Origin of the sequence: Pantoea sp. SO10, assembly GCF_005281435.1 — a bacterium.
In the GTDB taxonomy this organism is placed as follows: Bacteria; Pseudomonadota; Gammaproteobacteria; order Enterobacterales; family Enterobacteriaceae; genus Pantoea; species Pantoea leporis.
Genome location: NZ_CP040096.1, coordinates 306,120 through 319,192 on the forward strand (window position 1 = coordinate 306,120; position 13,073 = coordinate 319,192).

A 13,073-nucleotide genomic window follows, 5' to 3' on the forward strand; every position below is an offset into this window, starting at 1 on the left:
AATCAGTTAAACCATGGCTGGAACGGGTCGGGGAATTCCACCCAGTTATCGGGTCCGAGCGCCATTTCCTCATCGGTTAACAGCGCCTCTTCCAGTTTGCTACGCAGCGCATTTTCATCCATTTCTATGCCGATAAACACCAGTTCCTGTCGCGCGTCGCCGCTGCCGTCAACCCAGTTCTCTAAGATGTAGCCAAGGTTTTCCGCATCTTCCGGCCAGCGATCTTTTGGCACGCTGGCCCACCACAGGCCGGCTAAACCCTGACGCGATACGCCGCCTGCCTGCGACCATGAACCGGCATGACGCGGACGGCTGGCGAGCCAGAAGTAGCCTTTGGAACGCACCACGCCGTGCATCTCATTTTCAATCAAGTGAGCAAAGCGCATCGGATGGAACGGACGACGCGCGCGGAACACGAAGTTTCGAATGCCGTACTCTTCGGTCTCGGGCGTGTGTTCTCCACGCAACTCCTGCAGCCAGCCCGGCGCCTGCGCGGCGGCATCAAAATCAAACAAACCGGTGTTGAGCACCTGATCCAATCCCACTTTGCCGAATTCAGAGGTGATAATGTTGGCGCGCGGGTTGAGTGACGTCAGGATTGCCATCAGCCGCGCTTTTTCCGTCTCGTTAATCAGGTCAGTTTTGTTAAGAATCAGTACATCGCAGAACTCGATTTGATCGACCAATAAATCCACCACCGTGCGCTCATCCTCAGCACCCAATGATTCTCCGCGCGACTGAATGCTCTCATTCGATTCATAGTCACGCAGGAAGTTAAAGCCATCGACCACCGTCACCATGGTGTCGAGCGGGGCAACTTCAGACAGACTCTGCCCCTCTTCATCGGCGAAGGTGAAGGTCTCCGCCACCGGCAACGGTTCAGAAATGCCGGTCGATTCGATCACCAAATTATCGAAGCGGCCATCTTTCGCCAGACGATTAACCTCCAGCAGCAAATCTTCACGCAATGTGCAGCAGATGCAGCCGTTACTCATTTCCACCAGCTTTTCGTCGGTGCGCGACAGCTCTGCCCCGCCCTCGCGCACCAGCGCGGCATCGATATTCACTTCCGACATATCATTGACGATCACCGCCACACGACGGCCTTCGCGGTTATTGAGAATATGATTGAGCAGCGTGGTTTTACCTGCGCCAAGAAAGCCGGAAAGCACGGTGACGGGAAGTTTTTTGAAACCATTCTGATTTTGGGTTAATGCTGACATAGCAACTCCTCTAAATGACAAGGTTCACAAGACGTATAGGCATACGCGCAATGGTGTTTTTAGTTATGTTATAACATAACAATTAACGTTGTCATTGAGGAATGTTGATGGAGCGGATTGGTCGCCATGAATGGCGACCTTACGACGAACGGGGAAAACCTGCGATTACTGGTTGTCGGGATAACTCAAATCGATGGCGTTATCCGGCAACGTGGTGAAGTTTTTAACGATGGTGCGGAAATCCGCGTTCGGTTTTAGATCGGCAAACTGTTGCGGATAGAGATCTTTCGCCAGAATTTCCATGCCGATGATGTTGTACGGATGATTATAGAAGTGGTGGTAAACGCCATACACGCGGCCCTGTTTCACCGGCTCGATCTGCGCCAGGCCGGTGCGCTTTAGCAGCGTCTGGAAGGTGGCTTTCACTTCTTCCGGCTGCACGCCATAACCAAATGGCAACACATTAGCGTTTGGACGTTTCGATCCGGTCATGATGTAGACATCCGGTTTCATGGCGATGATTTTTTCCAGCGCCACAAATCCGGCATTGCCCGGCAGCAGTTCAGAGCCGATATTTTTGCCGCCTACCGCTTCCACCAATCCGCCCCAGCCATTGTGGCTGTGCGTAAAGCAGCAGTTGTCGCTATTCCCGGCTATCGGCTCGATAAACACCGTTGGCTTCTCTTTTACTTGCGCCACGCCTTGGGTAATGCGCGCGAATTTCTGCTGATAGAAATCGGTATAAGCCCTGGCCTGGCTTTCGCGGTTCAGCACTTTACCGAGCAGCGTCACGCTCGGCGCGGTGTTCTGCGCGGGATGCAGTTCATAATCCAGGAACACCACCGGAATATGCAGATTCTGCAAGGTACCGAGCACGCCCGATTGCTGTAACGCCGGTTTGGCACGCAGTTGCGCAATCATCAAATCAGGTTTCTGCGCCAGCACGCTTTCGAGATTGACCTGGCCCTGATCGTTAAAGCCCATATCGACGATTTTCGTCGCTTCCGGCCAGCGCCCTTTCAGTACATCCCAGGTTTGCGTGTCCTGCTTTTTCGGCAGATTGTTCCACGCCACCACGCGCTTAAACGGATCGTCGCGATCCAGCAGCGCCAGCGTCAGAATGTCGCGCCCATCCTGCAATATGATGTGCTGCGGCTCTTTGTTGATGGTTTGCGTGTTGCCGTCCATGTCGGTGACGGTCAGCGGATACGTGGAGGCAGCCGCCGCCGTTGAAGCCAGTAATCCCATTGCCAAAAGCAGGCGCGTTTTAATGCCAAAACTCCGTGGTAAAAAGAATAGTTATTATTATCAATTACCTTAACACAACCTTAAGTGGCGAGAATAAACGCCACTTCAATCAGTTGTAACAGAGTTTTATACGGGTGCTGTTAGGTGAAATCAGAGAGTTTTTGTCCGGAAGTGATCAGTTCCTGCAGCAGCATCTGGCGACGCTCCTGCGGCGTATCGCGGCTGACCATAAAACAGATTGCCGCCACCGCCTGACCGCTGCGCGAACGGATCGGCGCCGCCATGCAGCAGGTAAAGCTTTCCGACAAGCCTTCGGTCATGCAGTAACCGAGTTTTCCAGCGTGATGAATTTCATCAAGAAACGCCTGCTTATCGAGGATCTGGCCGCTGGCGAGGCGATAATCCTCCTCCGGGATCAAATCCAGAATCGCGCTGTCCGACCAGTTACTCAGCAGCAAACGCCCGGTCGCGGTCCAGGTAATCGGGACACGCACGCCGATATCAGAGGTGATTTTAAACGGATGCGCATTGCTCTCAGAAAGCACCACGGTGTATTTGTTGCCCTCCAGCATGCAGAGCTGCACGGTTTCACCGTGGCGCGCCACAATCTCCACCATGAGTTGATGCGCCCGACGGATCAGATCGTTATGCGCCATATAATCCGCACCGTAATAGTGCATCTCACGGCCAAAGAACACTGCGCCTTCGGCATCCAGCTCCACCAAACCGGCTTCACTTAGCATGCTGACTAATTCATAGATGCTGGAACGAGGTGCGCCGGTGGCGTCGATCAACGCGCGCATCGACATCGGCTGACGTACGCTGTGCAACTGCCGAAAGATATCAATAACCCGGTCAACGCCGCGCGCCCGCGAGGGTTTTTCGTCCGGCATAAACTCACTCCTTGGTGGCTTGGGTACAAAAGGTAAAGGCAATGAAAGAAGGGCATGATACACCGCGCATCGGCTTTTACCCATCCCGGATTAAATAAATATTAATTACCTGCCATTAATTAGCACGATCAATTTTGGTGCCTCATTATGGCGCAATACGCTCACTCAACATTTATAAAACTACGATAAAGATCACACTCCAATATAAACACAGACAAAAGTTAATTTTATTTTGCGATCCCGACGACATCACAAAAAATTAAATCGCTGTGCACATATTGCAAAAGAAAATTTCCTGTGCAAATCTTGCCCTATCCAGTATTGCAGATAGCAGTCTGGTATATCAGACAACACAGTAAACAGATATTCGCTGCAACAGGAGCAGAAAGGGATGACGATTAAACGTTATGGCGTAGAAGGCGGAACCGGTACCGGCGGGCAGAAACTGCCGTTTGCCCGCGCGGTGGAAGCCGATGGCTGGCTCTACATCTCCGGCCAAACGCCGATGCGCGACGGCGAAGTGGTGGAAGGTGGCATCATCGAACAGACGCAGCTGGCGTTCGAAAACTGTCTCACCATCATGCGCGAAGCCGGTTATCGCGTCGAGGATGTGGTGCATGTCACTGCGGTATTAACTGATGCGCGTTATTTCAGTTCATTTAATAAAGTATTCAGTGAGATATTTAGCGGAAATCCCCCGGCGCGTATTTGTAGCGTGCAGGATTTAGTCGTCGACTGCAAAGTCGAAGTCGATATGAAATGCTTCCGCGCCGATCGTAAATAAATATTACGGTTAAAACAGGCTGGCGAATGTTTACTTTCTCCGCCCACACCAGGACAGCCTGTTATTAATTGATGCCTTTCTATTTTGCTGTGAAATAACGGTACTACACCGTCTCGTCAAAATTTCTAAAGAGAACATAACAATGAAGACAACATCGCTAAAAGTGAGCCTCAACGCGCTAGCCGGCGCGCTGGTATTACTGACGCTGGCGGGCTGTACGCCAACCGAAGAGAAAAAAGCAGCGGGCGCCGCGCCGCAATCAGCGCTGCAGACCGTGTTGCAACGTGGCACGCTGCGCGTCGGTGACTGCCTGAGTTTCGCCCCGTTCGGTTTTTACGATAAAGACGGTAACCCGGACGGCTACGATGTTGATCTCGCCAAAGCGCTGGCCAAAGAGATGGGCGTGAAACTGGAAATGGTCAACACCACCAGCGCCAACCGCATTCCTAATCTGCAAACCAATAAAGTGGATGTGGTGTTCTGCAACTTCACCCGCAATCTGGAACGCGCCAAAGAGATCGGCTTCACCAACCCGTATGTGGTGGCGAGTGAAGCGATGCTGGTGCGCAAGAACAGCGGCATCCAGTCCGCACACGATATGGGCGGCAAAACCATCGCCACGGTGAAAGGCTCGACCAACGGTGACGAAGTGCGCAACCTGGGCATTGACGTGAAGATTCAGGAGTACGACTCATCGCAGGCTGCCATCCTCGCGGTGAAACAGGGCCAGGCTGATGCGATGATCGAGGATAACAACTTCCTCGCCTATCAGGCCAAGCTCGACCCAACGTTAACCGTGACCAATGAAGCGCTGGTGCCGCTGGAATACAACGCCTTTGGCGTGAAGCAGGGCGATCAGGTCTGGACCAACTATCTCAACGAATTCCTGTTTGAAATTAACGCCTCCGGTGAAAACGCCCAGCTGTATCAGAAATGGTTCGGCAACAAACCGCGTTATCCGCTGAATCCGCAATATTGATCCGCACGCGGCGCGGCAACTGCTGCTGCGCCGCCCGAAGGAGCAGAACCATGAGTTATCAATGGCTAACCCTGTGGCGCTACGCCGACACTTTTCTTGCCGCCGCGTGGCTCACCTTGCAAGTGACATTGCTGGCGTTTGCGCTGGCGGTGGCGCTCGGTTTGCTCTCGGCGCTGGCGAAAGCGTCGCCGCTGGCCCCGCTGCGCTGGATCAGTCACTGCTACGTTGAGTTCATCCGCAACACGCCGGTGCTGCTGCAGATCTTCATCATCTTTTTTGGTCTGCCGTCGCTCGGCATCACCATGAGCGCCTTTACCGCTGGCGTGCTGGCGCTGGGGATTAACGTCGGTGCCTACCTGTCCGAAACCTTCCGCGCAGGCATTCAATCGGTGCCGAAAGGCCAGCTAGAAGCCGCATGGGTGCTGGGCATTCCCCGTCGTCAGGTGTTTCTCACCGTGGTGCTGCCGCAGGCGGCGCGCGCGGTGTGGCCCGCCATTATCAACAACCTGATTAAGCTGCTGCTCGGCACCTCTTTGCTGTCAGCGATTGCGCTGCCTGAACTGACCGGCACCGCCACAGTGATTAATGCGCGCACGCTGCTGTATATCCAGACATTTAGCGTCGTTGCCCTGGTCTATCTGGTGCTGAGCAACCTGTTCTCCTGGCTGGGAACGATGGCAGGACGGCGCATGTTCCACCCGCCGCAGGTGACCCCGATAAAAAAGTCCGCCTGGTGGTGGGCAAGAAAATGGCTGACTAATCCAGTGAAACGGGAGAACGCGCTATGAACGAGTTAATCATTAGTTCGTTACCGATTCTGCTAAAAGGGCTCGGTATCACGCTGCTGCTGTCGGTGGCCGCGATCATTGGCAGCACGCTGCTGGGCTTGCTGGCGGCGGTGTTGCGCACCAGCCGCTTGCCCGTTCTGAAGCAGATTGCGGTGATCTACACCGAGCTGTTTCGCGGCACGCCGGTACTGATCACGCTGATGTTCATCTACTTCGGCGTCGCCTATTTCGGCTATGACATCAACCTGTTTGCCGCCGGTATTCTTGGCCTGAGCATCTATCAGGGCGCGTATATCGCGGAAGTGTTCCGCGCCGGCATCGAAGCGGTGCCAAAAGGCCAGTGGGAAGTGTCATGGATTTTGGGCCTGTCGAAGCGTCAGACCTTTATGAACGTAATCCTGCCGCAAACGCGCGGCATCGTGCTGCCGCCGCTGGCGGGCCAGTATCTTTCCCTGATCAAAGACACCTCGATCGTCAGCATGATCGGCATGTCCGAACTGATGCATCAGGGCCAGGCGATTGTCGATCGCATCGGTCAGCCGGTGGTGGTTTACGGTCTGGTCGCCCTGCTCTACTTCGCCGTCTGCTTCCCGCTTTCCCGTTGGGTTCAACATCATCAAACCAGGAGCCAAATCTCATGAGCAAATCCGCGATTACCTTAAGCCGGATAACCAAATCGTTTGGCGCAACCCAGGTGCTGAAAGAGATCAGCCTGGATGTTTCACCGGGCGAAGTGCTGGTGCTGATTGGCGCATCCGGCTCTGGCAAAAGTACCGTGCTGCGCATCATGAGCGGGCTGGAAGTGGCCGACGGCGGTGAAGTGTGGGTCAACGACGTTCCGCTGCACCAACGCAAGCGCGCCAGCGAAATCTGCGGTCACGTTGGCATGGTGTTCCAGCAGTTCAACCTGTTCCCGCACAAAACCGCGCTCGGCAACGTCACGCTGGCGCTGATCAAAGCGCAAAAGCTGTCGGAAGCCGAAGCCAATAAACGCGGCATGGCGGCGCTGACGCGCGTCGGACTGGCCGAGCGCGCGCATCACTATCCGGCGCAGCTTTCCGGTGGTCAGCAGCAGCGCGTGGCGATTGCCCGTGCGCTGGCGGTAGAACCGAAAATCATGTTCTTCGATGAAGCTACCTCGGCGCTGGACCCAGAACTGGTAGGCGAAGTCATGGAAGTGATGCGCAGCCTGGCGCGTGAAGGCATGACGATGGTGGTGGTGACACACGAAATGGGCTTCGCGCGCAAAACCGCTGACCGCGTGGTGTTTATGGATCAGGGCGTGATTGCCGAACAAGGTTCGCCCGAGCAGATTTTCGTCAATCCACAGAACCCGCGCACGCAGCAGTTTTTATCGCGCGTACTTGAGCACTAACAGGAGGATCTATGTCGATTCGCTTTCCGCTGCAGGCGGATGGATTACTGGATGCGCAGCAAACCGCGCCACGTTTTAAATCGGTTGCCGGAGCCGGCGAGTCGCCGCTGGCTCTCGGCACGGCGGTGCTGAACAGCGATCAGGTGTTTTCGCCGCTGATGATCATGAAACAGTCGGCGCTGGAGAACAATCTGCGCCAGCTGGCAGACTTCTGCCGCGAAAACGGCGTGATACTGGCCGCGCACGGGAAAACCTCGATGTCGCCTGCCGTTTTGCGCCGTGCGATTAGCGCAGGCGGCGCCTGGGGTTTGGGTGCCGCCACGCCCGCGCAGGTGCGCGCGCTGCGTCAGTTCGGTATCCGCAATGTGTTTCTCGCCAACGAGTTGGTCGATCCGGCGGGTATTCGCTGGATTGCGCAATGGCAGCAGCAGCATCCCGATCATGGCTTCCTGTGCTACGTCGATTCGCTGCAAGGCGTGAAGCTGTTGGCGGAGAACCTCGGCGACAGCCAGATTTCGGTGCTGCTGGAGATGTCTGTCAGCGGCGGCCGCACCGGTTGTCGTTCTCAGCAAGATGCGGTGGCGATTGCCGAAGCGATCGCCGCCTGCCCGGCGCTCAAGCTGGTGGGCGTGGCCGGTTATGAAGGCGCGCTCGGTGCAGGCCGCGATGAAAGCGGCATTCAGCGCGTGAAAGATTACTGCCAGATGATGATCGCTACCGCTGAATTGCTGGCGGAAAAGCAGCTGTTTGCCAGCGATCACATCATCCTCAGCGCCGGTGGCGGCGCCTGGTTTGATGTGGTGACAGCGTGCTTCACCGCGGCGAAACTGCCGCTGCCGGTGACGCCGCTGATCCGCTCCGGCGCCTATATGGCGCACGACAGCGGACTCTATGCACGCATCGCGCCCTTTGCTCAGCCGGGCGCAACGCATCATTTTGCTGCCGCGCTGGAGATTTGGGGCCGCGTGTTGTCGCGTCCGGAGCCGGGCCTGGCATTCGTCGATTTTGGCCGCCGCGATGTCCCGTTCGATCAGGATCTGCCCAATCCGCTGTGGATCCGCAACGCCGATGGCAGCGCCCCACGTGCGGCGACGCATTTGCGTATCAGTGATGTGAACGATCAGCATGCTTATCTGTTATTGCCGGAGGATGAGCCGCTGCATGTAGGCGATTGGGTCGGCTGCGGTATTTCGCATCCTTGTACCGCCTTTGATAAATGGCGCTATCTGCCGCTGGTGGATGATGATTATTGCGTCACAGATTCACTGGAAACAGCGTTTTGATGGGTAATTAGTCGGTGTTCGTAGCGGGGCAATTTATTGCGCGATAAATCGCGCCGCTACGGAATGGTGCATCTGTTGTAGCAACGCAATTTATTACATCAACGCCAACCCAACTCCGGTGCAACGTGGGTCAAAATGCTCTCAATCACGTGCGCACAGTAATCCACGCCTAACTGATTCGGGATGGTCAGCAACAGCGTATCCGCTTCGGCAATCCCTTCGTCCTGCGCCAGCTGTTTGATCAACTGATCCGGCTCGGCGGCATAACTGCGACCAAAGATGGCGCGGGTTTTCTCGTCGAGGAAACCCACCGAATCCCGATCCTGTCCACTGCGACCAAAGTACGCGCGGTCGGTGTCATTGGTCAGCGCAAAAATGCTGCGGCTCACCGAAACACGCGGCGTACGCTGATGGCCCGCCGCTTCCCACGCCTGACGATAAGCACGAATCTGCTTCGCCTGCTGCACGTGGAACGGTTCGCCGGTTTCATCATCTTTCAGTGTGGAGCTTTGCAGGTTCATGCCCTGCTGCGCCGCCCAGATAGATGTCGCGTTGGAGCCAGAACCCCACCAGATACGCTCACGCAAACCGGCCGAGAACGGTTCAAGACGTAACAAGCCCGGTGGATTGGGGAACATCGGCTGCGGATTGGGTTTAGCAAAACCTTCACCGCGCAGCACTTCCAACAGTTCCTCGGTATGGCGACGGCCCATATCGGCATCGCTCTCACCGTTTTGCGGATCAAAGCCAAAGTAGCGATAGCCTTCGATAACCTGCTCCGGCGAGCCACGGCTCAGGCCGAGCTGCAGACGACCGTTAGAAATCAGATCCGCCGCACCGGCATCTTCCGCCATATACAGCGGGTTTTCGTAGCGCATGTCGATCACGCCGGTACCAATTTCAATCTTTTTGGTGCGCGCACCGACCGCCGCCAGCAGCGGAAACGGCGAGCTTAACTGACGCGCAAAGTGGTGCACGCGGAAGTAAGCGCCATCGGCACCCAACTCTTCGGCGGCGACTGCTAAATCAATCGATTGCAGCAGTACGTCCTGCGCCGAACGGGTAGCGGATTGTGATGATGGGGTCCAGTGACCAAAAGATAAGAAGCCAATCTTTTTCATGCTGAAATTCTCCTCGTGAGCCGCGCTGGCTCGAACGTTTTCAATGCAGCAAGGTTACGCCACAGACGAGGTGACTGATAGCCAATAGATTTCGCGCGCTTCATCAACTTTTTTGCATAACTAAGAAAAAGAGATTCTTTGTGTTCATCACGGTGATCAATCATCGTCAAAAGCCTAATTACTGTTTACAGGTTCGGCTTCACCATGAATAAAGGGACATCCGCCTATCTCAGTGCGCAACAGCGTGACGTGGTGCAGCAACTGGCGCGCAGCTGGCTGTGGCGCAGCGAATTGCCAACGTGGCTATTGATGGTGGCGGTGTACGGCGGTTGGTTCGCCAGCGTTGTCTATTGGCGAACGTTGGGGTTAACGCTGAGCACGCTGCTGCTGGTCCTGTTTACCACCTGGTATATGTCCCTGCAGCACGAGTTGATTCACGGCCACCCGACGCGTTTTCCCCGTTTCAACCAGCTGTTCGGCACGCTGCCGCTGGCGGTGTGGTATCCGTATGGCTTGTACCGCGACTCGCATCTGGCGCATCACCGCAACCACACGCTGACCGATCCCGATGAAGATCCGGAAACCTACTACCTTTCGCCTGAGCGCTGGGCGCAACTCAAGCCGTGGCAGCAGCAGGTGATTCATCTGCGCAACACCTTTCCCGGACGTTTGCTGATCGGCCCGCTGCTGGATATGGCCGCCACCCTCAAAAAGCTGGTGCAGGCCTTTATTGATCGCGATAAACCGGCGATGGCGATGTGGATTATTCATCTCACCTTACTGAACGTGCTGTTTTACTGGATGACGCTGCATGGCTTCTCGCCGCTGTGGTTGGTGCTGACGGTGAGTTATCCGGCGCTGATGCTGACCAAAGTACGATCCTTCTACGAGCATCGTGCCGACGAGGAGCCGCTGGCGCGCTCGGTCAATAACGAAGCCGCGTTGCCATGGCGTTTGCTGTTCCTCAATCTCAACTATCATTCTGTACATCACGATCTACCCGGTTTGCCGTGGTACGGATTACGCAAAGTCTATTTGCTGTATCGCGATGGTTATCACCAGCGTAACCACGGTTTTCGCGTCGCCGGTTATGGCGAATGGATAACCCGCTTCTGGCGCAAATCGGTCGAGGTTAATGCCCATCCGGGTACGCAAAAGGATGCACAGGATGCCCACTCTTTCGTTACCGATGTACGACATCAACCATCAGGCGACTATCGGCCTGACCTCAGCGCTAACGACGCTGCTGCAACAACGCGGCGTGCCAGCTGAAGTGAGCTGGCCGCAGGATTTACTGCCGCACTGGCGCGATGACCGGCTGCTGCTGAGCCAAACCTGTGGTTATCCGTTGGTGGAGCTGCTGCCCGATGTGCAACTGGTTGGCACCTTCCTCTCCAGCGCCCAGGGCTGCGACGGCCAGCGCTATCGCAGCTGGCTGGTAGTGCGCAGCGCAGATGAGAACCTGACGCTAAGCGACTTTCGCGGACGGCGCGCGGTGTGCAACAGCAACGATTCCCACTCCGGTTTCAACTCGCTGCGCTACGTGATTGCGCCGCTGGCGCAGAACGGGACATTCTTCAGCGCAACCCGCTTCAGCGGCAGCCATCGTCAGTCGCTGGCGGCGTTGCGCGCGGGCGAGGCGGATATCGCGGCGATTGATTGCATCACCTGGGCGCTGCTGCGCCGCAATTTCCCGCAGGAGCTGGCGGGGCTGGAGATCATCGGCGAAACACCGCTGTGCGCCGCGCTGCCGCTGATTACGTCAGCCAAAACCGATGCAGCAACCCTCGAGAAATTGCGCAGTGCGTTGAGCGAACTGACCAGCGAAAAGCGTTATCAGGATCTGTTAGCGGAGAGTTTGATTAGTGGATTCAGCGTGAGCGATCGGGCGTTTTATGACGAAGTGCGGGAGTGGAAAGATCGCGCCGCCGCGCTGGGCGTGACGAGCCTGTGATATTCAACCCTGAGCAATAAATTGCGCCGCGACGAACATGTGCATCTATTCGCAGCGGCGCGATTCATCGCGCTGTTTTAATCTTCATGCCACCTGCTGGCTACTACGCTGCACGGCGAACTGGTTTTCCGGCTCGGCCAACCCGAGATTTTCACGCAGCGTCTCGCCTTCATACTCTTTGCGATAAATACCCCGCGCCTGCAACAGCGGAATGACCTGCGCCACAAAATCATCAAACGCCGTTGGCGTACCGCCACGCACGATAAAGCCGTCGGTTGCGCCCTGCAGGAACCAGTTTGCCAGCCCTTCGGCAACCTGCTCCGCCGTACCCAGGAAACTCGGACGCGGCGTCGCTTCTTCCAGCGCCGCCTGGCGCAGCGTTAAGCCACGTTCGCGCGCGTTCTGTTTGATCTTGTCGGTGGTGCTGCGGAAGCTGTTGCTGCCCAGCTCGCCAATGTCCGGGAAAGCTTCATCCAGCGCGTACTGGCTGAAATCGTGATGCTCGAAGTAGCGACCAAGATACTCCAGCGCTTTATCGATGGTCACCAGCTCGGCGGTTTGCTGATAGCGGCGCTCGGCATCCTGTTCCGTTTCGCCAATAATCACGCTGATGCCCTGGAACACACGGATATCATCGGCATCGCGCCCGCGTGCCGCCAGCCGGCGGCGCACGTCTTCACGAAACTCGCGCGCCTGCTCCAGCGTTTCCTGGCGCGTATAAATGGCATCGGCGGCTTCGGCGGCAAAGGCTTTGCCCGCTTCCGACGCGCCTGCCTGGAACACAATCGGGCGGCCCTGCGGCGAGCGACCGACGTTGAGCGGTCCCTGCACCGAGAAGTAGTGTCCTTTATGATTTAGCGTATGCAGCTTGTCGGCGGCGAAGAATTCTCCGCTCTGTTTGTCGCGCACAAAGGCATCGCCTTCCCACGAATCCCACAGCCCTTTCACGACCTGCAAATATTCGCTGGCAACGCGGTAACGCTCGTCGTGTTCTGGATGGGTGCTGCGCGAGAAGTTTTTCGCCGATCCTTCCAGCGGCGACGTCACCACGTTCCAGCCGACGCGACCGCCGCTCAGATGATCGAGGCTGGCGAACTGGCGCGCCACGGTAAACGGCTCGCTGTAGGAGGTAGAAAGCGTAGCGACCAGACCGATTTTTTGGGTCACCAGCGACAGCGCCGACAGCAAGGTGATCGGCTCAAAACGGTTGAGGAAGTGCGGAATCGACTGCGGCGTGATGTACAAGCCATCGGCGACAAACAGGAAATCGATCTTCGCCTGCTCAGCTTTTCGCGCCAGATCCAGCACGTAATCGATGTTAATGCTGGCATCCGCCACCGCATCGGGATGACGCCATGCCGACATGTTGCCGGATACGCCCTGAATAATCGCGCCCAGCCGCAGCTGGCGTTGTGTCTGACTCAT

The 13,073-nt window shown here is 56.4% G+C and carries 13 protein-coding genes; 8 read left to right on the forward strand and 5 right to left on the reverse strand.

The genetic code is table 11. The features are described 5' to 3' along the window. Positions 1 to 2: 2 nt before the first annotated feature. The 3 genes from zigA to FCN45_RS20920 all read right to left on the reverse strand — a co-directional run bounded on the left by zigA (position 3) and on the right by FCN45_RS20920 (position 3,364). Positions 3 to 1,223, reverse strand: a complete 1,221-nt coding sequence (gene zigA, locus FCN45_RS20910; RefSeq protein WP_137387117.1) for a zinc metallochaperone GTPase ZigA — start codon at positions 1,221 to 1,223, stop codon at positions 3 to 5. A 165-nt stretch (positions 1,224 to 1,388) separates the two neighbouring features. Next, a complete protein-coding gene (locus FCN45_RS20915) occupies positions 1,389 to 2,495 on the reverse strand; it encodes an ABC transporter substrate-binding protein (protein ID WP_137387118.1) in 1,107 nt (368 codons plus the stop codon). 116 nt (positions 2,496 to 2,611) lie between these two features. Then, positions 2,612 to 3,364, reverse strand: coding sequence for an IclR family transcriptional regulator (locus tag FCN45_RS20920; protein WP_137387119.1), 753 nt, complete (start codon positions 3,362 to 3,364; stop codon positions 2,612 to 2,614). 391 nt (positions 3,365 to 3,755) lie between these two features. On the opposite strand from FCN45_RS20920, the gene FCN45_RS20925 reads away from it, so the two are divergent. The 6 genes from FCN45_RS20925 (at position 3,756) to FCN45_RS20950 (ending at position 8,573) form a co-directional block, all read left to right on the forward strand. After that, positions 3,756 to 4,148 (forward strand): RidA family protein, encoded by a 393-nt coding sequence (locus FCN45_RS20925; RefSeq protein WP_008109150.1) that lies wholly within the window; start codon positions 3,756 to 3,758, stop codon positions 4,146 to 4,148. Positions 4,149 to 4,290: 142 nt separating this feature from the next. Next, positions 4,291 to 5,127 carry a transporter substrate-binding domain-containing protein gene (locus FCN45_RS20930; RefSeq protein ID WP_137387120.1) on the forward strand — a complete coding sequence of 279 codons (837 nt, stop codon included), beginning with the start codon at positions 4,291 to 4,293 and terminating at the stop codon, positions 5,125 to 5,127. A 50-nt stretch (positions 5,128 to 5,177) separates the two neighbouring features. After that, positions 5,178 to 5,915: an amino acid ABC transporter permease gene (locus FCN45_RS20935; RefSeq protein ID WP_137387121.1), complete on the forward strand. Its 738-nt coding sequence runs from the start codon at positions 5,178 to 5,180 to the stop codon at positions 5,913 to 5,915. Then, on the forward strand, positions 5,912 to 6,556 hold the full coding sequence (locus FCN45_RS20940) for an amino acid ABC transporter permease (RefSeq protein ID WP_137387122.1): 645 nt from the start codon (positions 5,912 to 5,914) through the stop codon (positions 6,554 to 6,556). The genes FCN45_RS20935 and FCN45_RS20940 overlap by 4 nt, the downstream gene beginning before the upstream one ends. After that, a complete protein-coding gene (locus FCN45_RS20945) occupies positions 6,553 to 7,290 on the forward strand; it encodes an amino acid ABC transporter ATP-binding protein (protein ID WP_008109157.1) in 738 nt (245 codons plus the stop codon). Before FCN45_RS20940 ends, FCN45_RS20945 begins: the two co-directional genes overlap by 4 nt. Before the next feature lie 11 nt (positions 7,291 to 7,301). Then, positions 7,302 to 8,573 carry an alanine racemase gene (locus FCN45_RS20950; RefSeq protein ID WP_137387123.1) on the forward strand — a complete coding sequence of 424 codons (1,272 nt, stop codon included), beginning with the start codon at positions 7,302 to 7,304 and terminating at the stop codon, positions 8,571 to 8,573. Positions 8,574 to 8,671: 98 nt separating this feature from the next. On the opposite strand, the gene FCN45_RS20955 is transcribed toward FCN45_RS20950, so the two are convergent. Then, positions 8,672 to 9,694 (reverse strand): LLM class flavin-dependent oxidoreductase, encoded by a 1,023-nt coding sequence (locus tag FCN45_RS20955; protein WP_137387124.1) that lies wholly within the window; start codon positions 9,692 to 9,694, stop codon positions 8,672 to 8,674. A 204-nt stretch (positions 9,695 to 9,898) separates the two neighbouring features. Between FCN45_RS20955 and FCN45_RS20960 the strand changes: the two genes are divergently transcribed. Continuing rightward, on the forward strand, positions 9,899 to 10,966 hold the full coding sequence (locus FCN45_RS20960) for a fatty acid desaturase (protein WP_137387125.1): 1,068 nt from the start codon (positions 9,899 to 9,901) through the stop codon (positions 10,964 to 10,966). Further along, the gene (locus FCN45_RS20965) at positions 10,863 to 11,648 is read left to right on the forward strand and encodes a phosphate/phosphite/phosphonate ABC transporter substrate-binding protein (RefSeq protein ID WP_371419615.1); all 786 of its coding nucleotides are present in this window, start codon (positions 10,863 to 10,865) and stop codon (positions 11,646 to 11,648) included. The genes FCN45_RS20960 and FCN45_RS20965 overlap by 104 nt, the downstream gene beginning before the upstream one ends. Positions 11,649 to 11,732: 84 nt before the next feature. On the opposite strand, the gene FCN45_RS20970 is transcribed toward FCN45_RS20965, so the two are convergent. Next, complete coding sequence (locus FCN45_RS20970) at positions 11,733 to 13,073, reverse strand: LLM class flavin-dependent oxidoreductase (protein WP_137387127.1); 1,341 nt, start codon at positions 13,071 to 13,073, stop codon at positions 11,733 to 11,735.